Raw genomic sequence first — 20,416 nt, forward strand, 5'->3', positions numbered from 1 at the left:
CGCCATGGGGTCGCTCATCGGTGCTGCCACTCGTGCTGGTCGCGGGCCCGGCGCAGATGCTGGGCGCGCTCGCGATCGGGGTGCTTCTCTGCCGTGCCGTCGGCCTTGTGAAACAGCGCCCCGGTGGGACAGACATCGACGCACTTGCCGCAGTGGGTGCAGGCGTCCACCTCGCCCCACGGCTGATCCAGTCCGGCGATGATGCGGCAGTGGGCGCCCCGCTCCGCCACGTCCCAGACGTGGGCGGCCTCGATCTCGTCGCACACCCGCACGCAGCGGGTGCAGAGGATGCAGCGGTTGTGGTCGAGGCTGAACAGCGGGTGCGACGCATCCACCGATCGGTTCGGCCAGCGGTAGGGGAAGCGGCTGTGGTCCATGCCCACCGTCACCGCCACGTCCTGCAGTTCGCAGTCGCCGTTGGCGACGCAGTAGGCGCATTCGTGGTTGCCCTCGGCGAAGAACAGTTCCACCGCCATGCGCCGGTATTCCCGGAGCTCCGGTGTATCGGTCTGCACCTGCAGGCCCTCGCTGGCCTCGCTGGCGCAGGCCGGCAGCAGCCGAGACACACCCTCCACCTGCACCAGGCAGAGCCGGCAGGCCCCCACCGGGCTGAGGCCATCGAGATGGCAGAGGGTCGGCAGCCTGATGCCTGCCGCGCGCACCGCCTGAAGCAGGCTCGATCCCGCCGGCACCGCCACCGGCTGGCCATCGATGGAGAGGGTGATGACGCTCATGGGCCTGCGATCCCCGACTCGTACTCGGCCCGGAACCAGCGCAGGGTGCTGAGCACCGGGCTGGGGGCCGCCTGACCCAGACCGCAGAGGCTGGTGTCGCGCACCATGGCGCAGAGCTGTTCGAGCCGCTGCAGATCCGCCGGTTCGGCGCGGTGCTCCACGAAGCGATCGAGCAGCGCCGCCAGCTGCACGGTGCCGGCGCGGCAGGGCACGCACTTGCCGCAGCTCTCGCTGACGCTGAAGGCCATGAAATGGCGGGCCAGCAGTGGCATCGGCGTGCCGGTGTCGACCACCACCATGCCGCCGGAGCCCATCATGGCGCCAAGGGCCCGCAGGCTTTCGTAGTCCACGGGCGTGTCGAGATGGTCCGCCGGGATGCAGCCGCCGGAGGGGCCGCCGGTCTGCACCGCCTTGAGCGCGCCGCCGCCGGGGACCCCGGGCTGCTCGAGCGAGCCGCCACCGATCGTCTCGACGATGGTGCGCAGCGCGGTGCCCAGCGGCACCTCCACCAGGCCGGTGTGGCGCACGGCCCCCGACAGTGCGAACACCTTGGTTCCGGGGCTGGTGGGCGTGCCGATGGCGGCGTAGGCCTCGCTCCCCATCCGCAGGATCACGGGCACGGTTGCCAGCGTCTCGACGTTGTTGATCAGGGTGGGGGCACCCCACAGGCCCGACTGGGCCGGAAACGGCGGCCGCGGCCTCGGACAGCCGCGGCGGCCCTGGATCGAGGCCAGCAGGGCTGTCTCCTCACCGCAGACATAGGCGCCCGCCCCCACCCGCACCTCCAGGTCGAACTGGAAGGAGGCGGTGCCGGGAGCGCCGCCGAACAGGCCCCGCTGCCGTGCCTGCGCCAGAGCCCGGCGCATCCGTGCGATCGCCAGGGGATATTCAGCGCGCACGTAGATGTAGCCGCGCTCGGCACCGACGGCGTAGGCGGCGATGGCGATGCCCTCCAGCAGCCGGTGCGGGTCTCCTTCGAGCACGCTGCGGTTCATGAAGGCGCCGGGATCGCCCTCATCGGCGTTGCACACCACGTAGCGAGGCCCCTCGGGCTGCAGGGCGACCGTGTCCCACTTCAGGCCGGTGGGGTAGCCCGCCCCGCCGCGGCCCCGCAGGCCGCTCAGGCGGATCTCGGCGCGCACCTGCTCCGGGCTGAGCTCGCGCAGGCAGCGCTGCAGCTGGGCATAGGCGCCACGCTCCAACGCCTCGTCGAGCGAGTCCGGATCGATCAGGCCGCAGTGCTCCAGCACCAGCGGTCGCTGCAGGGCGAAGAAGGGTTGCTCCAGATCCAGCCGCTGCGAGGCCAGAGCCGCCATGGCTGCCTCCGGTTGGGCCTCAGCACCGCCTGGGGCGGCGGAGCCCGTGTCCTGGTCGGTCGATGGAACGATCGGGTCTGACCCTCGGGCTGGCTGGCTGCCTGCCTGGCTTCCCTGCCCGTCCCTCCGGCGCTCTTCGTGGTCCCCAGGGCTGGCCAGTCTCACCAGGTCACCGGCCTGAGCAGGTCGCAGATCACCGAAGAGAGCCGTGCCGCCGGGACCGTCCCAGGCCACCAGAGGACCGCGTCCGCAGAGGCGCAGGCAGCCCACGCCCTTCACCGTGAGCGTGCCGCCGGTGTCCCGGGCGGCCTCCTGCAGGGCCTGCAGCAGTGCTTCGCCGCCGGCGCTGCGGCAGCCGCTGGCATGGCAGCAGCGCAGCTGGGAGGCGCTCCCGGGAGGCAGGGCGATCACGGCTGCTCCTCCGGCCGGGGGGTCGGCCGCGCCGCTGACGCCCGGCCGTCGCCCTCCCCCGCCCGGGGCAGTCCGGCCTCGTCCAGTCGCTGCTCGAGCTGTGGACGGGCGTCCCCGGCGAGGGGCAGCCGCGTCAGCAGTCGTTCGTCCACCACCAGCACCGGCGCCTGGCCGCAGGCTCCCAGGCAGCCCACCCGCTGCAGACTCCAGCCGCCATCCCCCTCCGGATCGTCGAGCGCCACCCCCAGGCGTTCGGACAGGGTCTGGGCGAGCTGCAGGGCGCCGCGCACGAAGCAGGCGCTGCCCAGGCAGACGGCGCAGCGATGGGGCGTCGGCTGCTTCAGCAGGAACAGGTGGTAGAAGCTGGCCACGCCGACGACATGGCTGAGCGGCAGGCGCAGCTGCCTCGCGACCTGCCGCAGGGTGTCACGGTCGAGCCAGACCTGGCGCTCCTGCAGCCTGTGCAGCACTTCGATCAGGGCATCGGCCGGAGCACCGCCGGTGGCCTCGACGGGGAGCTGGGCTGCGGTGTTCAGAGGAGGACGGACCATGACGCGATTCCGGCAGGTCGGGCCACCGTCCGGATCGGAGGCTCCAGTCCCTTGCTAGCTGCGGCGGGCATCCGTGGCTGCAGCGCCGCATCCCCTGCACGCTCAGGCGCAGCAGGCACCAGGACAGGCATCAGGACAGGCATCAGGACAACACAGGGGCCTGGAGGCGCTGCTGGGCCTGCCTCCAGCGTTCAGAGACCGCCTGCATCCACGCGCTTGCCGGACGGTCACATGGCCGGAGGACTGTCCCGGGTGAGATGGGGGCAGGGGGACTTGAACCCCCACAACGATCCCGTCTGCGCATTTTAAGTGCGCTGCGTCTACCGATTCCGCCATGCCCCCGCTGCCGCACTCTAAATTCTGCGCACCGCCCCGGGGTCATCCCTGATGCTGCCGCTGTACGCCCCCTTCGCCATCCGGCTCCCGTTCGCGCTCGATCCGGCTGCCCTGCTTCAGAGCATCCCCACGGAGACCCTGCTAGTGCTTGGGCTGTATGGGGTGCTCGCAGGCGCCTATCTGGTGGCGGTGCCGCTGCTTCTCTACGCCTGGATGCAACGCCGCTGGACGGTGATGGGCAAGATCGAGCGCACGTTTGTCTACGGCCTGGTCTTCCTGTTCTTCCCTGGCCTGCTGCTGTTCGCCCCCTTCCTGAACTTCCGCATGGCCGGCCAGGGAGCCGCCCGTTCGTGACCCGGGGCGCGGTTCTGCTCGCCGGCCTGGCCGTCTTCGGTCTGGGTGGCGGTGGCTATCTCCTCTTCCAGTGGGGAGGGTTTCACGGGTTCACGCCGGGCATCGCCGCCTCGGCGCTGCTCATGGTGATCGTGCTCGTCTGGACGGGCAGTTATCTGTTTCGCGTCGTCAGCGGTCGGATGACCTACATGGAGCAGCGGCGCCGGTATCGGGCTGCCTACGACGCGGCCACCGACGCCGAGCTGCAGGCGCGCTTCGAGGCCCTCAGCCCCGAGGAGCAGAGGCGCCTCCTGGCTGAGGTGGGGCAGCTGGAGGCTGAGGACGGGGCAGCGGAGGACCCGCTCCCGGCGCCGCCACCCGGCCCGGAGGCCCCGACCCCATAGGCTCGGTGCCTTCGCCCGCCCGCCGCAGCGATGAGCGTCGCTTCACCCGGCCTTTCCACCGGTCTCACCCCGATCCAGCGCCGCTTCGCCGGGCTGGCCAGCCAGGGACGCTGCGCCCTGATGCCCTTCGTGATGGCGGGTGATCCCGATCTGGAGGCCACCGCCGCCACCCTGCTGGCCCTGCAGGAGGCCGGTGCCGATCTGATCGAGCTGGGGATCCCCTACAGCGACCCTCTGGCCGATGGGCCGGTGATTCAGGCCGCGGCCTCCCGGGCTCTGGCGGCGGGGACCACCCCGGCCGCAGTCCTGAGCCTGCTGGTGAGCCTGCGCGACCGGCTCACCATCCCGGTGGTGCTGTTCACCTACAGCAACCCGCTGCTCAATCGCGGCATGGAGGCCTTCTGCGATGCCGCGTCGGCGGCCGGTGCCGCCGGTCTGGTGGTGCCAGATCTGCCGCTGGAGGAGGCCGAGAAACTGTCGGCCCTGGCGGCCGCCCGCGGTCTCGATCTGGTGCTGCTGGTGGCTCCCACCACGCCGCCGGAGCGTATGGCGCGCATCCACGCCGCCAGCCGCGGCTTCACCTACCTCGTCAGCGTCACCGGCGTCACCGGTGTGCGCAGTGCCCTGCAGGAGCGGGTCGGTGGGCTGGTGCGACAGCTCAAGGATCAGGGAGGGACGCCCGTGGCGGTGGGCTTCGGCATCTCCGCCCCTGAGCAGGCGCGCCAGGTGCGCGACTGGGGCGCCGATGGCGCCATCGTCGGCAGCGCCCTCGTCAAGCGCATGGCGGAGGCCCACAGCCAGGGCCGCTCCGTGAGCGATGAGGCCGGTCGTTACTGCGCCGAGCTGCGACACGCCCTGGATCACTGAGCGCCTCACCTGTTGCTCAGCGCTGCGAACCGGGAGGCGCCCATGACGGGCTGTCCGGTGCAGCCAAGTCGCGGAGATCGGGTGCCCGCTCGTCCAGGATCCGGCCTGCTCAGAGCCGTTCGCCGCTGCGTCCGGCACTGGCAGGTCCCTGCCGGTCACGTCCCCGGGGCCCAGTGCAGGACCTCAAAACGGCTGCCAGCCGCCGGAGCTGAGGACCGCTCGAACGTCGTGCGCCAGCCGCTGGCCCAGTCGATCACCAGACGGTTGCTCTCCTGCCGCCACGATCCCGCCGCGATCGTGTCGATGGTGTTGAAGGCCCTGCCGCTGGAGAGCAGCGTGGCCAGGTAGGGCGGCAGCTGCGGCTGGGTGGGCGTCAGGCGATAGACGCCCACCCACGCCATCTCCGGCGCGGTCAGCCGCACGGCCTTGCCGGTGTTGGTGGGTGGGCCGTTGCGATCGCTGCCCGGCTGCCAGGACCACTGGATCGGGCCACCGGGTGACACCAGGATCGTGTCCGTCCAGCCGTCGCTGTAGTCGACGCGCAGGCCGTTGCCCCAGCCGCGCCAGCGGCCCACCTCCACCAGATCCTGTTCGGTGAGTCGGCCGGTGGACTCCTTGCCCGGGCCCCGGCTCCCCGCGGCGGTCAGGGCGCTGCCATCGGGCCGCAGCAGCAGGTTGAACAGCAGATTGTCATTGTCGGTCATTGCCCAGGTGCCGAGCAGACGTCGCGGATCGGCATCGGCAGCCGCTGAAGGTGGGATGGCGGGCTGCGGGGCCCCCATGGCCGCTGCAGCCACGCCCGGATCGGCTTTCGCCCGATAGACGGGGCCGCAGGCGGACAGCGCCGCCACAGGCAGGAGCGCCAGAGCGAGCAGACGGTGGGAGCGCTGTGGGCCGAGGCAGGAGCAGGACGGAACGGGCATCGCCAAGCCTTGACTGCCTCCATGATGCGCCGCTCCGCTTGCCCCCGGAGAAGCGGGGCCGCTATGACGGAGCTGACCGACCCGGCTGCATGAGCGACACCCTCGATCGCGGTGAACTGGACCAGCTGTTCACCTTCCTGGCCCGCATCCAGCAGGAGCCCACGCTGCGGGAGCAGCTCAATCAGGTGCAGACGGCCCCGGAGGTCAGCGAGATCGCACGCCTGGGTGGCCAGAGCTTCCGCCCCGAAACGCTGATCGCCGTGTTCGCGCGTTGCAATGAGCAGCCCTATGCCCGCGAGGGGCTGATGGACGAGAAGCTGATCCGCGTTTACCTCCGCCGCGAATCGATCGCCTGACTGCTATGCGTTTCGTTGTCTGGGGCACGTACTGCGACGACGTGCTTGAAAAGCGGGCCCCGTTCCGCCAGGAGCATCTCGACGGGCTTCAGCGTCAGAAGGATGCCGGCCTGCTGATCACACTGGGGCCCACCGCCGATACCCGTCTCGTGTTCGGCATCTATGAGGCGGAGAGCCGCGAGCAGGTGGAAGAGGCGTTGCACGCCGATGTCTACTGGCGCGAGGGCATCTGGACCGAGCTGCAGGTGCATCCCTGGATCCAGGCCTTCTGAGCAGAGTCCCCGTTCCCGGCGGCGCAGCCGATCGACCTGCTGGTTGAGATCCCGGACCCACAAAAAAGAGCGGGCCGTGGCCCGCTCCTGCATGGGGTTGATGCCGATGGAGGGCTGGCGGGCCAGTCCTCACCAGAGGCCGCGCACCGGTGGAGCGGGCTCGTAGGACGGGGCGGGCTCGGGAGCGGGAGCGGGCTCGGGAGCCTGTGCCGGCGCCGGCTGCTCCACCACGACGGTGGGTCGCTGGCCGAAGCGGTAGCGGAAGCCGAGTTTGCCGCCCCAGTTGTTGAAGGAGTTGATGTCCAGATTGCCGCTGTCGAAGCCACTCGCTCCCTGGTAGGCACCTTCGGCGTAGACGTCCCAGTTGTAATCGAGGGCATAGGCGAGACCGGCCTTCGCCTGCCAGCCGAACAGCCCCTCGTTGGCGCTGCCCGTGCGCTGGTTGGCGAGGGTGAAGCTCGGGGTGCTCAGATTGGTGTAACCGATGCCAGCACCGACATATGGCACCCAGCGTCCGAAGGGGAAGTCAACATAGGCGCTGGCAAAAATATCATTCTTGTTGATGACGCCGGAGACATCACTGCTCTGGTAATTGTTATTGCCGATCGTGCCGTTCAGACGATTCAGGCTGGCTCGGTTGTAGGAGTAGGTGAGCTCGGTGCGGATTGCCCCGAAGTCGTAACCCACACCGGCGTCCACGGCGAAGCCACCGCCGTAGCGGGCACCGAATCGGCCGCTGTCAGCCCCGACACCGTTGAGATCGTTCAGCGTCCAGGTGTTGTTGGCGGGCTTGGACGCGCCGGCACCGACGGTCAGGTACCAGCCTTCCGCCTGTTCGAAGCCGTCGCTGCCGACATTGCCGATGCCGGGAACGTAGGTCTGAGCGATCTACTGGGGCTGAATGGCGGTCTGGGCGGCGCTGCCTTCCAGGCGCAGCTGCTCGGCGCCGGACTGGGGAGCGGCGATTGCAGCGGGGACGCACAGGGAGCAGGCCAGTGATCCGACGGTCACCAGACCGCCGCTGCCCTTCAGCGTCCGTTGCAGGGAAAGGGACATGGGAAAACTCTCACACCATCTGCTGTGTAGTCACCGATACCGACACCTGGATCGGTCGGTGGACGGGGACCCCCGTGGCACAGGTGAGCGGCGCGCAGTTGTGAGCAAACCGTGCCGGATTTCAGGGGAGCGGCTCCATCTGTGCGGGCCTCGGCCAGCCGGAACGCGCCTGCAGCCAGACCCATTCGCCAACCTGAGCTGCGCCCTCCTCCCCCAGGACCGCTCCATAGCCGGACATCTGCCCGATGCCGGCAGCGGCAATGCGAGCGATGGCCTCCGGATCCGCCAGTCCGGCTTTCTCGAGGGCGGCCTGCTTCAGGGTCCGGCCCCGGCGAATCACATTGCCGCCATTCACGTGACAGCCCACGCAGTGGGCCTCGAACAGCCGAGCGCCGGACTCGAGACGTGCGCGTTCCACAGGCAGGCCATCGACGGCTGCCGCAGGAGAGACGGCCGTGAGCAGGACCAGCAGGAGCGCTGTGCCCGTAAGGCGCCCCATCGCCCACCGATGCCATCCGCCTCCCCGCAGCGGCAACCCAAGCTGTCGCAGGAACCTCTGAAGCCAGGCCATCGTCTGCGCACGGCAATCGGCGTGATTCTTGCGGTTGGCCGGCTCGCTCGCAGCGCGGCAGCGCCCGCGCCTCCCCTGGGCCGAGTCCCACATCGCTGGGAATCGGCTCCCGCTCGCAGCCGTGACCCTGCCCAGCCAGTCTGGAGTCCCGACGCAGCGCCCATGGCGGTCGATCCTTCGCTCCGGCCTCTGGTCGCTGCCGATCTTCCCGAACTGGTTGAGCTCTACCGCGACGCCGTGCTCAGCCAGACCCATGGCCTCTACAGCGATCGGCAGATCCAGGCCTGGGCGCACCACGCCGGCCGCGACGGGGGGCTGGTGGAGGCCCTGGCTCGAGGGGTGGGCCTGGCCAGCTGTGCGGCCCCCCCGGGTCGGACGATCGAGGCCTTCGCGCTGCTCGACCCGATCGATCGTCTGTCGCTGCTCTACTGCCGCGGTCGTTCCAGCCGCCAGGGCCGCGCCACGGCCCTGCTCGCTGCCCTGGAAGGCATTGCCCTGGGGCATGGGAGCCGGCGACTGCGCACGGAGGCCAGCCAGCTCTCCCGGCCGCTGCTGGAGCGTCTTGGCTGGCAGGTGGAGGGCGAGGAGGAGGTGCTGTTCGCCGGCGTGCTGTTCAGGCGCTGGCGCATGATCAAGGATCTGGTCTGAACAGAGCGCAGGCGCCCATGGCCGAAGCCCAGTTGCGGCAGTTCCTCGACAAGGTGCGCCAGCTCAATGCCTTCGTGGCTCTGAGCGAGGCGGACCCCATCCTGCGTCAGGAACTCCGGGACTGCGCGCACCATGACGAGGTGGTGGCCCTCGCCCGCCGCTGTGGATTCGAGATCGGTCGCCGCTGGGGAGAGCCTCCGCCCACGGACTCCGCCGGGAGCGTCGTCGCGCCTGGGCCCCAGGACGATCAACAGCTCTTCACCCCGGGCCCGGGAGCTTCGACTGCCGTCGTCAGCGGTCTGCTGAGCGGTTGCGATTCGCCGTGCTCCCTGCTCAGGGGTTCCTGCCCGCCGCCGGGGGAGGAGCACACCGAGGTGCTCCTCCAGAGCGAGCTGTGGCGTCTGGAGCGGATTCATTCCTGTGCCTTCCGAAGCCCGTCCGGGTTCTGGTACGAGCAGAGGGAGGAGGAGTGGGTGATGCTGCTGCAGGGGCGGGCAGGGCTGCAGTTCTCCGATGAACCCACCGAGCGTCAGCTTCAGCCTGGGGACAGTGTCTTCATCAGGGCCGGTCGGCGGCATCGGGTGACGGCGACGGATCCTCCCCCTGGGACGATCTGGCTGGCCCTCTTCTGGCCGACGGCCTGAATGGCGGCCTTGATGGGCGCGCAGCGCGCACCAGCCAGTAGGCGGCCGCCAGACAGGCCACGGCGAGCCCCAGCCCCATCAGCAGCTGCGGCTTGTTCTCCGCGCCCGGCGGCAGCACGATCACCTTCCGCCCCACGGCGGTGATCGCCGTGAGCAGGACCAGATCGATCTGCACCACCCCGCGGCGCAGGTAGGCGGTGATGTTCTGAAGGACCTCCAGGCCGATCAGGAGGTTGAGCAGATCGCCCAGCAGAAGGATCAGAGAATCCCCCAGCCAGGTGTGGTTGGGGTTCATCAGATCCAGAACCAGTTGCCAGAGCAACTGGAACGCCGCAACGGCCAGCACCAGCAGCAGCATCAGGCTCAGCAGCCGGGCGAGGAGCCGTTCGCCCCGATCGACGGTCTGCAGAACCGCACGATCTCCAAGGATCCGCTGCAAGCGACCCAATCGCGGTGCCCGCATCAGTTCTTGAAGGGCTGGTACTGAGGTTTGGCGGGGGTGTCGCTGGGAGAGTTCTCCAGCTTGGTGTCACAGGTCACCGATCCGTCAGGACCCGTGACGCAGTTGGTGGGGGTGACCTTGGTCTCAGGGCCGACGCTGCTGCCGGGTTGCAGCATGAAGCTCTCGACCTGGGCAAGGGCCGGGGACGCCGATCCCACCAGCGACAGGCAGGTCAGCAGAGCGAGGGATGGGCGGCTCACGATGCCAATGGGTCTTGGATTCCCCCACTCTGACGGGAGACCGGTCGTTTCGGGGCTTCCCCCCCAGCGACCGCGGGCATCACAACGGTCTCCGCCGTGGGCATGGGATGGCGCGGCTCGGTGATGCCCGCATCCGAGCTGTTCATGGGTCTTGCGTGGGTCGTCGAGCGTCGGACCCGTCCGATGTTCAGCTCCCCTGCCGGATCTCCTCCAGCAGCAGATCCAGCTGACCGAGCGAGTCGGAGAGATCGTCGGCCCCTTCCCCGATGTCGTCCAGGGAACCGCGCTCCTCGCCCTGCCAGAGCTGTTCGATCCCGCACAGGCGCTCCGCCAGCCCGAGCAGGCCCTGGCGGGCGTGCAGCTGGCGCAGCTCCTCGATCAGCACCGGCATGCGGATCGAGGAGGCGCGCAGGGCCCGACGCAGGTCGGCCTGGGTCCGGCCGGCATGGCGAAGCCAGTCCTTCAGGAAATTCTGAAGGTCATCGAGCTGTTCGGCACTGAGGCTGGACATCGCCGGCGGCTGGATGGCGGGATCAGCGGTTCACGGGGAACCAGTGATCCAGTCTGCGCTGCGCCCGCTCGCGGATTTCCGGCGAGATGTGGCGGGTGCACAGCCCCAGCAGGGCCGTCAGGGCCACCAGATCGTCACTGAAGCCTGCCGCCGGGATGAAATCCGGGATCAGATCCAGGGGCAGAAGCAGGTAGGTGAGGGCTGCCAGCACCGTCACCCGAACCTGATGGGGAGTGGAGGCATCGACCAGGAGTTCAAAACATTCCAGAGCCGGTCGGGCGATGGTGCGTCCGGCCCGGCGCAGCAGGCGCAGCAGCAGCGCTTCATCAACGGGAGGATGGGCCTGCGTTCCCCGTTGGCTGCCGCCGAGCACTTCGACGTCGATGGCGGGGGACTCGAACGGGGACTCGCCAGAGCCCTGGGAGGGGGCTGCGGCCATGGGCATGCTCCGGTGTGAGCCACGAAAGGCGTGGCAGACGGCAAGTCTGAGGCGTTTCCCGGGGCAGGGAACAGGGACGGTTCTCCCCCCGATCCGGTCGGTTGGCCGCCGGGAGGTGGACCGGGTCCAGGCCCTGCTGGTGGGGGTGGTGGGCGGAGAGCCGGATTCACTCCTCCACCAGACCGCTCTCCTGACCGGCCTTGCGCAGTTTGCGCAGGGCCCGCTGCACCACCTGGCGGCAGTACTCGCGGCTGCAGGCCAGCTGGCGCGCCACCTCGGCGAGGGTGCGCCACTCATGGGTGCCATCCAGCCCGAAACGCAGCATCACCACCGTGCGCTCCTTCGGCGTCAGGTTCGCGCGCTCCAGCAGCGTCCAGACCGAGGCGCTGCGCTCGGCCAGCTCGGCGCGCTCCATCGGTGCCATCTCGTCGCTCGGCAGCAGATCCACCAGCTCGGAGGGATCGCTCTTGGAGCGCACGGCTCCCTGCAGGCTGACCGTGACACTGCGGAGCTCACAGGCCAGCAGTTCCTCCACCTCGGCCAGCGGCAGCTCCATCGCCCGCGCCAGCTCCAGTGGGCTGGGGTTCTGGCCGTTGGCCTGAAGATGGCGGGCCTTGGCCGCACGCAGACGCGTCAGTTTTTCATTGACGTTGACGGGAATGCGGATCGTGCGGCTCTGGGTGGAGAGGGCCCGGTTGAGCCCCTGGCGGATCCACCAATAGGCATAAGTACTGAAGCGATGGCCGCGGGTGGGATCGAATTTCTCCACCGCACGGGTGAGACCGATCGTGCCCTCCTGGATCAGGTCGAGCAGATCCAGCCCCTTGCCCTGATAGCGCTTGGCCAGGTTGACCACCAGGCGCAGATTGGCGGTGATCATCTGCTGTTTGGCCCGCTCCCCCAGGCGCAGCACCCGGCGCTCGACATCGCTGTAGACGCAGGCTTCGCCCTGTCCTCCAGCCAGGCTGCAGCGCTCCTGCAGCGCCACCATGGCCTGAACCTTGCGGCCCAGGGTGAGTTCCTGCTCGGGAGTCAGAAGCTGATGGCGGCCGATCTCGCCGAGAAAGGCACTGAGGGAACTTGCCATGTCTGGACTGAAGATCCGCGTTGTTCTGAAACCTAGGGTTGATTAAGCGGTTGTCTGCAGGTCGCGGAAAGGCTTCAGAGTTCGCATTCGATCCGGATTTGCTCTGCAGCCATCCGTGTCCTCTGCGGCGTTGTCCTGAGCTCTGCAGCCGTTCCCGCACACCAGCGGGCGTCTCCAGGGTTTCCGTGCTGGGAGCCCCGCAAGGCGGCAGTGGGGGGAACGCCGGCGCGCAACAGCGCCGGAGCCGCCCAGCCGCTACCTTGGCCGGCCATCGCACCGGCTGCCTCCATGCTTGATCCCCTCGTTCTCCCAGCGGCTCTGCCTCTGCCGACCGGGGTGATCCCCAGTGCACTGGTGGCGTACGTGCACTACCTCAGCTTCATGCTCTGCTTCGGCGCGCTGGTGCTGGAGCGACGTCTGATCCGCGCCAACCCCGATCGCTCGACGGCGACGCTGATGGTGATCACCGATGTCGTCTATGGCATCGCTGCGCTGGCAGTGCTGCTCAGCGGCATCGCGCGGGTGCTGTACTACGGCCAGGGCAGCGAGTTCTACACCGAAAACCCCCTGTTCTGGTGGAAGGTCGGGCTCTACCTGAGTGTGGGTGCACTGTCGCTCTACCCGACCGTCACCTACATCCTCTGGGCGTTGCCGCTGCGCAAGGGTGAGCTGCCTCAGGTCAGTGAGGCCCTGGCCCAACGGCTCCGCTGGATTCTCAACATCGAGCTCGTCGGCTTTGCGGCCATTCCCCTGCTCGCTGCCCTGATGGCGCGTGGTGTCGGCCTCCCCTCATGAACCTCCGGCCCCTGACGGCACGGGCCCGTCGGGAGAGCGGCGCCGAGCGCTCCGGCCGGTAACCCTGCTAATGCTCCTGCTGGTGGCGACGCTTCCACTTGGGGGGGGTGGCAGTGCCGCTGTCGAGCCGGGCCGCGGAGAGCAGCGCATCCCATCCCCGGACCTGCCGGAACCGGAGGCGCTCCAGGCATCGGGCTGTTCTGCCGCCCTCAGCAGCGAGCCGATTCCGAGCGAGGGCCCGTTGCTGCGGTTCGCCACGCCGGCCTCTGCCGCCCCCGGATCCACCGCGCCGGAGACGCTTCCACAGTTGCCCTCCGCCCCCGACTATCGCCACCGGCTGGCGACCACAGCGCTGGGTCTTCCCCGTCTGGATCGCTGGTGCGTCTGGATCGAACCGCCCAGCGGCAGCCCCGGCGCCGCTCTCTGGGAGAACCGCTGGCGCGCAGCTGTGGACCGAGCCCTGGCCCAGTGGCAGGGTCTGGTGGCGATTCAGGTTGTGGACAATCCGGCCGCCGCCCAGGTGCGGCTGTGGCGGCGGCGCCCTCCCCTGGCGGAAGGGCCGGATGGTCGCCGGAGGGCCAGCCATGGCCGCGCCACGCTGTCGCTGCTGCGTGTGCGGCGTGGGGAGGTCACCCGCCTGGAGCCGACCGTGGAGGTGCTGCTCAGCCCGGCGCAGCGGGAGCCGGCGATGGAGGCCACCGCCCTGCATGAACTCGGCCATGCCTTCGGGTTGTGGGGCCACAGTGATGACCCGGCCGACGCCATGGCCGCCGTTCCCGGTGCGGAGCCGGTGCTCGTGCTCAGTCCCCGTGACCGGGCCACCCTGGAGTGGCTCTATCGACAGCCGACGGTGTTCGGCAGGCCCCTTACTCCCTGAATCGAGGCGCTCTGAGTCGAGGTGTTGTCATTCACTCCGTCGCTCGCCGGCGGGTCATGCCGGCGAGACCCACGGCAGCGAGGAAGGCAATCAGCTGGGTCACCACCACCGCAGGACCGGAGGGGAGATCGAAGGCCCCGGAAGCCAGGAGCCCCACCACGGCGGTGCCGGCTCCGAGCAGGGAAGCCAGCAGCACGTAGCGGCTGAAATGACCGCTCACCAGTCTTGCGGTGCAGGCTGGGATCACCAGGAAGGCGCTGATCAGCAGCACCCCCATCGCTTTGATCGAGATCGCCACCACCACGGCCAGAACCACCAGCAGCGTCAGGCGATGACGCTCGGCGGCGATCCCCCGCGACAGGGCCAGACCCTCGTCGAGGCTGAGCAGAATCTGAGTGCGGGAGGTGAGCAGCAGATAGCTGAGCACGGCCAGAGCCAGCACCAGGATCAGCCCGAGATCCAGCCAGGACACGCCCAGGATGTCTCCGAACAGCAGCTGCTCGATGCCGCCCCGGTAGCTGCGGATGCGGCTGAGCACCAGCACCGCCAGGGCTAGGGATGAGGAATAGAGAATGTTCAGGAGGGCGTCGGTGGGCAGCCGGCTGCCGCGGGTGAGGTGATGCACGCCCACCGCGAACACAATGGCGAAGGGAAGCAGCACCAGGGTGGGATCCACGCCGAGCAGGATTCCGCCGGTGAGCCCGAGCAGGGCGGCGTGGCCCAGGGCATCTCCGAAGAAGGCCAGTTGCCTGAGCACCGCGAAGCTGCCGAGCACACCCCCGAGGGCCCCGGTGAGCAGCCCCGCCAGCAATGCCCGCTGCAGGGAGGGCAGGGCCAGCAGATCCAGCCAGGCCGACGGGTCGACCATCAGCTCAGGCGCTCGGGTGGGGGCGTCGAGCCCTGGGATGGAGTGTGGCCGTGGTGGTGGTGATACGGCACCCAGGCGGTGCCGTAGAGGCGCTTCAGCTGGGTGGGGCTGAGGGCGTGATCCGGATGGCCCGAGCAGCGCAGGGAACGGTTGAGGCAGAGCACCGCATCACAGGTGCGTCGCACCATCTCCAGGTCGTGGGAGACCTGCAGGATCGTCCAGCCCTCACTGCGGCGCAGGGAGAAGAGCAGCGCGTGGAACTGTTCGGCGGCGCGGGCGTCGAGGCCTGCCTGGGCCTCATCCAGCAACAGGAGGCGGCGCGGCCGCACCACACAGAAGGCCAGCAACACCCGCTTGCGCTCGCCGATCGACAGATCGCTGAGCAGTCGGCCGGCCAGGGCTGTGCTGCATGTCTTCTCCAGGGCCAGGCTGACGGCCCGGCGGCAGGCCCGGCGTCCGCGCCAGGGCAGTGAGGGGCCGACGCGATGCCACCCCAGGGAGACGAATTCCTCCACCCGCAGGGGGAATCGGCCCGGTGGCGTCAGGGTCTGGGGCAGGTAGGCCACCTGTTCACGTACCGATGCCGGCAGTTCGCCATGGGGTCCCAGCCGCTGACCAAGCAGTCGCACCTCGCCGCCGGCGTGGGGAACGATGCCGAGGATCGCCTGGACCAGCGAGCTCTTGCCCGCCCCGTTCGGTCCGACCAGGGCTGTGTCGGTCTCAGCCTCGAGGCGGAAGCTGACCCGGTCGACCACCGTCGCGCCGTGACGGCGCACGCTCAGCTCGCTGACTTCGAGAACGCGTTCCGCCATGAAGGCACCATAGGCAAAGCCCCCAGGGCCCACTGTTCGTGTCGGTAATGTGCGATGCGAGGCGTTGGAGGCCATGGGACGGAGAGGCCTGCTGGTGGCTGCTCTGCTTTGCCCCCTGGCTCTGGCCCTCGCCTGGCCGCGTCTCAGGGGGCTCGCCCGTCCTGATCCCGCGACGGCGATGGCCCCCTCCCGGGCGCAGCCCAGGGGAGCCACGGCCGCCAGGCCCCCGGCAGGAGCGACGACCCGTGGCGTGGATCCGAATCTGCCGCTGGTGGTGGGCGACAGCCGTCGGCTGATCGCCCGCGCGATCGATGACACGGCTGCAGCGGCTCATGAGGAGGCCCTGGTGGCCCTGGCACGCCGGTTCCAGGGCACGCCGTCCCGAGCGGTTCCGGTGGGTACCGCACCGGTCGAACGGCTGGTTCTGGATCTCACCGCCGTGGATTCGCTCCGGTTCATCGAGCAGCTGCTGGCCCTGGTCAACAGCCGCCAGGTGCGTAGCCGCACCGAGGCGGTCGACCGCTTCAGCGACCATGTGCGGCGCCTGCGCTACGGCCGCGGCCGGGTGGATCCCTGTGCCCGCCTCGTGGATCCGAGGCTGTGGGCGCTTGCGGCGGCGCGGCGCGGCTACCTGGTGGATCTGAGTCCTTTTCTGCAGGGAGCAAGGCAGCGACGGGTGCCACTCACGGAGTTGCTCCAGCCCGGCTCTGCCCGCTCCACCACCACCGCCGCCCCAGCGCCGACCTGTCCCGAGCCGAGGGAGGGGTGGGTGACCATGGCCGAGGTTCCCCTGGACGCGGTGCCGGCTGCCACGGTCAGCCTGCGCAGCGGTGATCTGTTTGTGTTGCAGGGGAATGTCCCAGATGGTCAGACGGCTGACATCGGCCTGCTGGAGCTGGAGCGGGGGCGACTGGGAGCCGTGCTGGTGCGGCCCGGTCAGGGCGTGGTGCGGGTGCCAGATCTGCTCGCGATGGCGCGACAACAGCCCGGCACGACCGGTCTCTCCTTCCTGCGGTCTCTTCCCAATGCCGATGGCCGCGCCGATCCCTGAGTCTTCGGCAGGGTCATTCCTGCGAGGCCAGGGTCTCGATCAACAGATCGTGTGCTGGATCACCTGTTGCACCGGGCAGCCGTCGATGCGGCAGGGCCTGGCCCCGGGCCCGTCCTCGGCCATCGCCTGCAGGAACCGCACCTTCTTCACCGGAACGGCGATCAACGGGGGCAGGTTCGCCTCCTTGCTCATCACTGGTGGCAGATCGATCACCGCGGCTGGGGTCACGACGGGCTCCGGAACATGGGAACGACGCTAGAAAGCCGTCTCGCCCTGCAACAGTGGCGATTGCTACGTAATCGCCACGTCCCTGCGCCTTGACCGTTGTCTGTCCTGGGCTGAGGCGCTCCGCGTGGAGAGCGCAACGGCTGCCGAATCCGTTGAGGGAAAGCGATCCCGTTGCCATGAGCAGCCTCACGAGGCTGGGAGTCAGCCGTTGGCTTCCGCCCGCCGAGGCGCGCCCCGACGGGCGGCGAGCACTTCCTGCACGCGACGCCAGGGCACGCCGTGGTGCGCCAGTGCCACCTGGAGGTGGAACACAAGGTCGGCCGCCTCGCCGGCGATGTCCTTCGGATCGTCATCCTTGCAGGCCATCACGAATTCGGCCGCCTCTTCTCCGATCTTCTTGAGGATGCGGTTATCGCCGCCCTCCAGCAGACGGTTGGTGTAGCTGCCGGGTTCCGGCTGCTGTCGTCGCCCTTCGATCACCCGCATCAGTTCGGTGCAGACGTCGGCCGGGGGAGGCGGCGCTTCGGGGCCGCCGGCGGTGGCTTGCGGACCCTGCTCGTAGAAGCAGCTGCGGGCTCCGGTGTGACAGGCCACATCGCCGCTCTGCTCGATGCTGAGAAGCACCACATCGGCGTCGCAGTCGTAGCGCAGGCCCCTGAGCTTCTGGATGTGACCGCTGGTGGCGCCCTTGTGCCACAGCTCCTGACGCGAGCGGCTCCAGTAGTGCACCTCGCCGCTCTCCAGGGTGCGCGTCAGCGCCTCAGCATTCATCCACGCCACCATCAGCACGGCTCCATCGAGCCAGTCCTGGGCCACGGCGGGAATCAGCCCGGCCTCGTTCCAGCGCAGCTGGGCGAGGAGCGAAGGCAAGCCATCAGCGGCGGCGGTCACAGCGGTCAACCCAGAGCTGGTGCCCAAGTCTGCCTGCTGGCAACCGCGTGTCCCGCTTGTGGCGGCGCGGAGCCGGGCTGTCCGACCAGGCTGCGCCCTGGCCATGGGCGGGGGATCGACGCTCGAGGCGGGTGGATCAGCGGTTGCCCTTGTGGGCCGCACCGCCCTGATCCTGGGGCGGTGTCCCGGAGCGCGATGGCAGCCTGAGGACGTCTGGCCCAGGGCAGAGACCGGCCGGTCGCCTTCCTTGCGCCTCAGCATCTCCACCATGACTGCCGCCTTCACCTGCTCGAAGACCTTCAGCGGGTTTCCCTGCACGCATCGCCAGTGGCGCCACCAGGGGCACTGCCGCTTCGTGCACGGCTACAGCCGCAGCTTCACCGTCTGGTTTCAGGCCCATCAGCTCGATCAGCACGGTTTCGTGGTGGATTTCTCCAGCCTCGGTGAGCTGCGCGAGCGCCTGCGGCGCCAGTTCGATCACACCTTTCTGGTCAATGCCGATGATCCGCTCCTGCCCACCTGGCAGGAGCTGCATGACCAGGGGGCCTTGGATCTGCGCGTGATGGAGAACGTGGGCATGGAGGCCAGTGCCCGGTTGGTGTGGGAGTGGGCCAATGCGCTCCTTCACCAGCGGGAGGGTGGGCGCAGCTGCTGTTTCCGGGTGGAAGCCCGAGAGAACGAGGCCAATGCCGCCTGCTACGAGGCCCTGCCGGGCTGGTTCCACGTCGGGCCCGTCTCGTCGGATGCCGGCATCGCGTCCATGCTGCCCGCCGGATCCGATGATCGCGATGCCGATGGGATCTGGGAGGCCCCATGAGGCCGCCGTCTCGGACCCCGCCGGAGGGTATCCGCTTCAGTCCCGGGATCCCCTGGGGCCTCGCCACGGAACCCTCAGTCCCAGTCGAAGCTCAACAGACTCTGGCCCGGCATCAGGGCGCCGGCTTCCTCGCGCATGATGCGGATCACCTCGGCGCTCGCCTCGGGATGGCGATGCATCGCCTTGAGCAGCTGTCGAACGTCATCCACGGTGAGTCCCACGCTGCTCACCCGCTCATGCAGGCGACGGCGGAAGGTGTCGAGCAGAGCCAGCTCGGTGTCGTTCAACGGACGGGATCCGGGATGGTCGACCTGCACGGTGCCGGCGCGTCGGACCGTTCCATGTTGATGCCCCGTTGCAGACCCGGCCACCCCAGCGGCCGGAGGCCGTGACCGTGCGTCGGTCGTGGTCCGTCGCTCGGCCCCGCTCGCTGGCTGGGCCGCGCGACCCGGAGGCCTGCGGCGGCGAGGACAGCCGGGCGCGACGGGAATCTCCACTGCCGCGACAACGGGCACGACAGGCGAGAATCGTGTTCTGAACGCCTTTGCTCCATGGCCTCCAGCACCGCCGCGAATCCCAGTCAGGCCGTGGACCAGGCCAGCAACGCTGCCGCTCTGCCGGTCACGATCCTCACCGGCTTCCTGGGGGCGGGCAAGACGACGCTGCTGAACCACATCCTCGCCAACCAGGAGGGCCTCAAGACAGCGGTTCTCGTCAACGAATTCGGCGAGATCGGTATCGACAACGAGCTGATCATCGCCACCGGCGATGACATGGTGGAGCTCAGCAACGGCTGCATCTGCTGCTCGATCAACGGCGAGCTGCTGGAAGCTGTCTATCGCATCCTCGATCGGCCTGAGCCGGTGGATTATCTGGTGGTGGAGACCACCGGCCTGGCTGATCCGCTGCCGGTGGCGATGACCTTCCTGGGCAGCGACCTGCGCGATCTGACCCGCCTGGATTCGATCATCACCCTGATCGATGCCGAGAACTTCAGCGATGAGCTGCTGGAAGGAGAGGTGGCCCGCTCCCAGATCGTCTATGGCGACATGCTGCTGCTCAACAAATGCGATCTCGTCGCGGAGGAACGGCTGCAGCAGCTCGAGCAACGCCTTCGCCAGATCAAGGGGGAAGCCCGGATTCTGAGGTCGGTGAAAGGTGCGGTGCCGCTGCCCCTGCTGCTGAGCGTGGGCCTGTTCGAAAGCGATCGGGTGGCCGCGGTTCAGGACCATGGGGACTGCGACCACGATCATGGGGTCTGCGTGCATGAGGAGGGCCATGGCCATGGCCATGCCCACAGCCATGCTCACGCTCACGATCATGAGGATCACAGCGGCTGTGATCATGACCACGGGCACTGCGAGCACGACCATTCTCATGGAGACAGCCAAGCTCATGGGCACAGCCATGATCATGGCCACAACCATTCCCATGGCGGCAGCAGCGATCATCTGGCGATTGAAGGGTTCACGTCGCTTTCCTTCCGCAGTGAGGCCCCTTTCTCGCTGCGCAAGTTTCAGAATTTCCTCGACAACCAGATCCCGGAAGGTGTGTTCCGCGCCAAGGGAATCCTCTGGTTCAATGAGAGTGAACGGCGCCACATCTTTCATCTCGCCGGCAAGCGGTTCTCGATCGATGACAGCGACTGGCCGGGCGAGCGCAGCAATCAGCTGGTGCTGATCGGCCGACAGCTCGACCACGACACCTTGCGGCGGCAGCTGCAGGCCTGTGTCGCCCGCGACGCCGGCAAGGGTTTCGGCTGACAAGGCCGCTTCGGCGGGAGTCTCCCGGCCCCGGGGCATGGAATCGGACCGGTCGTGGCCACCGCTCCTGTCGCCCTTGGATGGCCGGCTGGTGCGGGGCGGAATCATCCGCAGACCCCGTCGATAGGGTGGAGATCACGCCGTACCTGCCCC

Annotated in this window: 29 protein-coding genes and 1 tRNA gene; 12 read left to right on the top strand and 18 right to left on the bottom strand. The window is 68.9% G+C overall.

Annotated features, from left to right (window positions below):
* Positions 1 to 14 precede the first annotated feature (14 nt).
* The 4 genes from hoxU to H8F25_RS00775 all read right to left on the bottom strand — a co-directional run bounded on the left by hoxU (position 15) and on the right by H8F25_RS00775 (position 3,354).
* Positions 15 to 734, bottom strand: coding sequence for a bidirectional hydrogenase complex protein HoxU (gene hoxU / locus H8F25_RS00760; RefSeq protein ID WP_197211632.1), 720 nt, complete (start codon positions 732 to 734; stop codon positions 15 to 17).
* Positions 731 to 2,461 (bottom strand): NuoF family protein, encoded by a 1,731-nt coding sequence (locus H8F25_RS00765; protein ID WP_304623264.1) that lies wholly within the window; start codon positions 2,459 to 2,461, stop codon positions 731 to 733. Before H8F25_RS00765 ends, hoxU begins: the two co-directional genes overlap by 4 nt.
* A complete protein-coding gene (locus H8F25_RS00770; protein WP_197211633.1) occupies positions 2,458 to 3,012 on the bottom strand; it encodes an NAD(P)H-dependent oxidoreductase subunit E in 555 nt (184 codons plus the stop codon). Before H8F25_RS00770 ends, H8F25_RS00765 begins: the two co-directional genes overlap by 4 nt.
* 258 nt (positions 3,013 to 3,270) lie before the next feature.
* A tRNA-Leu gene (locus H8F25_RS00775) sits at positions 3,271 to 3,354 on the bottom strand.
* 45 nt (positions 3,355 to 3,399) lie between these two features.
* Here H8F25_RS00775 and ndhL point away from each other — a divergent pair.
* From ndhL to trpA, 3 genes are read left to right on the top strand one after another with little or no spacing between them, the layout of a single operon-like run.
* The gene (gene ndhL, locus H8F25_RS00780) at positions 3,400 to 3,702 is read left to right on the top strand and encodes an NAD(P)H-quinone oxidoreductase subunit L (protein WP_197211634.1); all 303 of its coding nucleotides are present in this window, start codon (positions 3,400 to 3,402) and stop codon (positions 3,700 to 3,702) included.
* The gene (locus H8F25_RS00785; protein ID WP_197211635.1) at positions 3,699 to 4,085 is read left to right on the top strand and encodes a DUF3007 family protein; all 387 of its coding nucleotides are present in this window, start codon (positions 3,699 to 3,701) and stop codon (positions 4,083 to 4,085) included. The genes ndhL and H8F25_RS00785 overlap by 4 nt, the downstream gene beginning before the upstream one ends.
* 30 nt (positions 4,086 to 4,115) lie before the next feature.
* On the top strand, positions 4,116 to 4,952 hold the full coding sequence (trpA, locus tag H8F25_RS00790) for a tryptophan synthase subunit alpha (protein WP_197211636.1): 837 nt from the start codon (positions 4,116 to 4,118) through the stop codon (positions 4,950 to 4,952).
* Positions 4,953 to 5,107: 155 nt separating this feature from the next.
* Here the strand turns inward: trpA and H8F25_RS00795 are convergent, their stop codons facing one another.
* Entirely contained in the window at positions 5,108 to 5,875 is a 768-nt protein-coding gene (locus H8F25_RS00795; RefSeq protein ID WP_197211637.1) for a hypothetical protein, read from the bottom strand.
* 89 nt (positions 5,876 to 5,964) lie between these two features.
* Here H8F25_RS00795 and H8F25_RS00800 point away from each other — a divergent pair, with 89 nt between their 5' ends.
* Together H8F25_RS00800 and H8F25_RS00805 are read left to right on the top strand one after the other, a co-directional pair.
* Entirely contained in the window at positions 5,965 to 6,231 is a 267-nt protein-coding gene (locus H8F25_RS00800; protein WP_197211638.1) for a Nif11-like leader peptide family natural product precursor, read from the top strand.
* A gap of 5 nt (positions 6,232 to 6,236) precedes the next feature.
* Positions 6,237 to 6,503, top strand: a complete 267-nt coding sequence (locus tag H8F25_RS00805; protein WP_197211639.1) for a YciI family protein — start codon at positions 6,237 to 6,239, stop codon at positions 6,501 to 6,503.
* Positions 6,504 to 6,632: 129 nt separating this feature from the next.
* Here the strand turns inward: H8F25_RS00805 and H8F25_RS00810 are convergent, their stop codons facing one another.
* The 3 genes from H8F25_RS00810 to H8F25_RS00820 form a co-directional block, all read right to left on the bottom strand.
* Complete coding sequence (locus H8F25_RS00810; RefSeq protein ID WP_370525780.1) at positions 6,633 to 7,202, bottom strand: outer membrane protein; 570 nt, start codon at positions 7,200 to 7,202, stop codon at positions 6,633 to 6,635.
* A gap of 189 nt (positions 7,203 to 7,391) precedes the next feature.
* On the bottom strand, positions 7,392 to 7,559 hold the full coding sequence (locus H8F25_RS00815) for a hypothetical protein (RefSeq protein WP_197211640.1): 168 nt from the start codon (positions 7,557 to 7,559) through the stop codon (positions 7,392 to 7,394).
* 121 nt (positions 7,560 to 7,680) lie between these two features.
* Complete coding sequence (locus H8F25_RS00820) at positions 7,681 to 8,058, bottom strand: c-type cytochrome (protein ID WP_197213288.1); 378 nt, start codon at positions 8,056 to 8,058, stop codon at positions 7,681 to 7,683.
* Between the two features lie 234 nt (positions 8,059 to 8,292).
* On the opposite strand from H8F25_RS00820, the gene H8F25_RS00825 reads away from it, so the two are divergent.
* Both H8F25_RS00825 and H8F25_RS00830 read left to right on the top strand, forming a co-directional pair.
* Positions 8,293 to 8,778: a GNAT family N-acetyltransferase gene (locus H8F25_RS00825; RefSeq protein WP_197211641.1), complete on the top strand. Its 486-nt coding sequence runs from the start codon at positions 8,293 to 8,295 to the stop codon at positions 8,776 to 8,778.
* A gap of 17 nt (positions 8,779 to 8,795) precedes the next feature.
* Complete coding sequence (locus H8F25_RS00830; RefSeq protein WP_197211642.1) at positions 8,796 to 9,422, top strand: Nif11 family protein; 627 nt, start codon at positions 8,796 to 8,798, stop codon at positions 9,420 to 9,422.
* Here the strand turns inward: H8F25_RS00830 and H8F25_RS00835 are convergent.
* The 5 genes from H8F25_RS00835 to H8F25_RS00855 form a co-directional block, all read right to left on the bottom strand.
* Positions 9,337 to 9,885, bottom strand: a complete 549-nt coding sequence (locus H8F25_RS00835; protein WP_197211643.1) for a phosphate-starvation-inducible PsiE family protein — start codon at positions 9,883 to 9,885, stop codon at positions 9,337 to 9,339. The genes H8F25_RS00830 and H8F25_RS00835 overlap by 86 nt on opposite strands.
* A complete protein-coding gene (locus tag H8F25_RS00840) occupies positions 9,885 to 10,124 on the bottom strand; it encodes a hypothetical protein (RefSeq protein WP_197214072.1) in 240 nt (79 codons plus the stop codon). Before H8F25_RS00840 ends, H8F25_RS00835 begins: the two co-directional genes overlap by 1 nt.
* 187 nt (positions 10,125 to 10,311) lie before the next feature.
* A complete protein-coding gene (locus H8F25_RS00845) occupies positions 10,312 to 10,635 on the bottom strand; it encodes a hypothetical protein (RefSeq protein ID WP_197211644.1) in 324 nt (107 codons plus the stop codon).
* 22 nt (positions 10,636 to 10,657) lie between these two features.
* Positions 10,658 to 11,074: a DUF1232 domain-containing protein gene (locus tag H8F25_RS00850; RefSeq protein WP_197211645.1), complete on the bottom strand. Its 417-nt coding sequence runs from the start codon at positions 11,072 to 11,074 to the stop codon at positions 10,658 to 10,660.
* 166 nt (positions 11,075 to 11,240) lie between these two features.
* A complete protein-coding gene (locus H8F25_RS00855) occupies positions 11,241 to 12,161 on the bottom strand; it encodes a sigma-70 family RNA polymerase sigma factor (RefSeq protein WP_197211646.1) in 921 nt (306 codons plus the stop codon).
* 288 nt (positions 12,162 to 12,449) lie between these two features.
* Here H8F25_RS00855 and H8F25_RS00860 point away from each other — a divergent pair, with 288 nt between their 5' ends.
* Both H8F25_RS00860 and H8F25_RS00865 read left to right on the top strand, forming a co-directional pair.
* Positions 12,450 to 12,956, top strand: a complete 507-nt coding sequence (locus tag H8F25_RS00860) for a DUF2214 family protein (protein WP_197211647.1) — start codon at positions 12,450 to 12,452, stop codon at positions 12,954 to 12,956.
* 82 nt (positions 12,957 to 13,038) lie between these two features.
* A complete protein-coding gene (locus H8F25_RS00865; RefSeq protein WP_231596965.1) occupies positions 13,039 to 13,833 on the top strand; it encodes a peptidase in 795 nt (264 codons plus the stop codon).
* Between the two features lie 31 nt (positions 13,834 to 13,864).
* Here the strand turns inward: H8F25_RS00865 and H8F25_RS00870 are convergent, their stop codons facing one another.
* Together H8F25_RS00870 and H8F25_RS00875 are read right to left on the bottom strand one after the other, a co-directional pair.
* The gene (locus H8F25_RS00870; RefSeq protein ID WP_197211648.1) at positions 13,865 to 14,701 is read right to left on the bottom strand and encodes a metal ABC transporter permease; all 837 of its coding nucleotides are present in this window, start codon (positions 14,699 to 14,701) and stop codon (positions 13,865 to 13,867) included.
* Positions 14,701 to 15,513 carry a metal ABC transporter ATP-binding protein gene (locus H8F25_RS00875; protein ID WP_197211649.1) on the bottom strand — a complete coding sequence of 271 codons (813 nt, stop codon included), beginning with the start codon at positions 15,511 to 15,513 and terminating at the stop codon, positions 14,701 to 14,703. The genes H8F25_RS00870 and H8F25_RS00875 overlap by 1 nt, the downstream gene beginning before the upstream one ends.
* Before the next feature lie 94 nt (positions 15,514 to 15,607).
* Between H8F25_RS00875 and H8F25_RS00880 the strand changes: the two genes are divergently transcribed.
* Complete coding sequence (locus H8F25_RS00880) at positions 15,608 to 16,564, top strand: DUF1460 domain-containing protein (protein ID WP_197211650.1); 957 nt, start codon at positions 15,608 to 15,610, stop codon at positions 16,562 to 16,564.
* Between the two features lie 39 nt (positions 16,565 to 16,603).
* Here the strand turns inward: H8F25_RS00880 and H8F25_RS00885 are convergent, their stop codons facing one another.
* Positions 16,604 to 16,792, bottom strand: coding sequence for a hypothetical protein (locus H8F25_RS00885; RefSeq protein WP_197211651.1), 189 nt, complete (start codon positions 16,790 to 16,792; stop codon positions 16,604 to 16,606).
* Between the two features lie 201 nt (positions 16,793 to 16,993).
* Positions 16,994 to 17,662 carry a bifunctional phosphoribosyl-AMP cyclohydrolase/phosphoribosyl-ATP diphosphatase HisIE gene (hisIE, locus tag H8F25_RS00890; protein ID WP_231596966.1) on the bottom strand — a complete coding sequence of 223 codons (669 nt, stop codon included), beginning with the start codon at positions 17,660 to 17,662 and terminating at the stop codon, positions 16,994 to 16,996.
* 289 nt (positions 17,663 to 17,951) lie between these two features.
* Here hisIE and H8F25_RS00895 point away from each other — a divergent pair, with 289 nt between their 5' ends.
* On the top strand, positions 17,952 to 18,500 hold the full coding sequence (locus H8F25_RS00895; protein WP_197211653.1) for a 6-carboxytetrahydropterin synthase: 549 nt from the start codon (positions 17,952 to 17,954) through the stop codon (positions 18,498 to 18,500).
* Between the two features lie 74 nt (positions 18,501 to 18,574).
* Here the strand turns inward: H8F25_RS00895 and H8F25_RS00900 are convergent, their stop codons facing one another.
* Positions 18,575 to 18,787 (bottom strand): hypothetical protein, encoded by a 213-nt coding sequence (locus tag H8F25_RS00900; protein ID WP_197211654.1) that lies wholly within the window; start codon positions 18,785 to 18,787, stop codon positions 18,575 to 18,577.
* A gap of 264 nt (positions 18,788 to 19,051) precedes the next feature.
* Here H8F25_RS00900 and H8F25_RS00905 point away from each other — a divergent pair, with 264 nt between their 5' ends.
* Complete coding sequence (locus tag H8F25_RS00905; RefSeq protein ID WP_197211655.1) at positions 19,052 to 20,263, top strand: GTP-binding protein; 1,212 nt, start codon at positions 19,052 to 19,054, stop codon at positions 20,261 to 20,263.
* Positions 20,264 to 20,416: the final 153 nt, after the last annotated feature.

This window comes from Synechococcus sp. CBW1004 (assembly GCF_015840715.1).
In the GTDB taxonomy this organism is placed as follows: domain Bacteria; phylum Cyanobacteriota; class Cyanobacteriia; order PCC-6307; family Cyanobiaceae; genus Cyanobium.

Bases quoted from the DNA above. Each gene is read 5' to 3' on its own strand.
- hoxU (WP_197211632.1), bottom strand. From the start codon at position 734: ATGAGCGTCATCACCCTCTCCATCGATGGCCAGCCGGTGGCGGTGCCG.
- H8F25_RS00770 (WP_197211633.1), bottom strand. From the start codon at position 3,012: ATGGTCCGTCCTCCTCTGAACACCGCAGCCCAGCTCCCCGTCGAGGCC.
- ndhL (WP_197211634.1), top strand. From the start codon at position 3,400: ATGCTGCCGCTGTACGCCCCCTTCGCCATCCGGCTCCCGTTCGCGCTC.
- trpA (WP_197211636.1), top strand. From the start codon at position 4,116: ATGAGCGTCGCTTCACCCGGCCTTTCCACCGGTCTCACCCCGATCCAG.
- H8F25_RS00795 (WP_197211637.1), bottom strand. From the start codon at position 5,875: ATGCCCGTTCCGTCCTGCTCCTGCCTCGGCCCACAGCGCTCCCACCGT.
- H8F25_RS00800 (WP_197211638.1), top strand. From the start codon at position 5,965: ATGAGCGACACCCTCGATCGCGGTGAACTGGACCAGCTGTTCACCTTC.
- H8F25_RS00805 (WP_197211639.1), top strand. From the start codon at position 6,237: ATGCGTTTCGTTGTCTGGGGCACGTACTGCGACGACGTGCTTGAAAAG.
- H8F25_RS00815 (WP_197211640.1), bottom strand. From the start codon at position 7,559: ATGTCCCTTTCCCTGCAACGGACGCTGAAGGGCAGCGGCGGTCTGGTG.
- H8F25_RS00820 (WP_197213288.1), bottom strand. From the start codon at position 8,058: ATGGGGCGCCTTACGGGCACAGCGCTCCTGCTGGTCCTGCTCACGGCC.
- H8F25_RS00825 (WP_197211641.1), top strand. From the start codon at position 8,293: ATGGCGGTCGATCCTTCGCTCCGGCCTCTGGTCGCTGCCGATCTTCCC.
- H8F25_RS00830 (WP_197211642.1), top strand. From the start codon at position 8,796: ATGGCCGAAGCCCAGTTGCGGCAGTTCCTCGACAAGGTGCGCCAGCTC.
- H8F25_RS00835 (WP_197211643.1), bottom strand. From the start codon at position 9,885: ATGCGGGCACCGCGATTGGGTCGCTTGCAGCGGATCCTTGGAGATCGT.
- H8F25_RS00845 (WP_197211644.1), bottom strand. From the start codon at position 10,635: ATGTCCAGCCTCAGTGCCGAACAGCTCGATGACCTTCAGAATTTCCTG.
- H8F25_RS00850 (WP_197211645.1), bottom strand. From the start codon at position 11,074: ATGGCCGCAGCCCCCTCCCAGGGCTCTGGCGAGTCCCCGTTCGAGTCC.
- H8F25_RS00855 (WP_197211646.1), bottom strand. From the start codon at position 12,161: ATGGCAAGTTCCCTCAGTGCCTTTCTCGGCGAGATCGGCCGCCATCAG.
- H8F25_RS00860 (WP_197211647.1), top strand. From the start codon at position 12,450: ATGCTTGATCCCCTCGTTCTCCCAGCGGCTCTGCCTCTGCCGACCGGG.
- H8F25_RS00870 (WP_197211648.1), bottom strand. From the start codon at position 14,701: ATGGTCGACCCGTCGGCCTGGCTGGATCTGCTGGCCCTGCCCTCCCTG.
- H8F25_RS00875 (WP_197211649.1), bottom strand. From the start codon at position 15,513: ATGGCGGAACGCGTTCTCGAAGTCAGCGAGCTGAGCGTGCGCCGTCAC.
- H8F25_RS00895 (WP_197211653.1), top strand. From the start codon at position 17,952: ATGACTGCCGCCTTCACCTGCTCGAAGACCTTCAGCGGGTTTCCCTGC.
- H8F25_RS00905 (WP_197211655.1), top strand. From the start codon at position 19,052: ATGGCCTCCAGCACCGCCGCGAATCCCAGTCAGGCCGTGGACCAGGCC.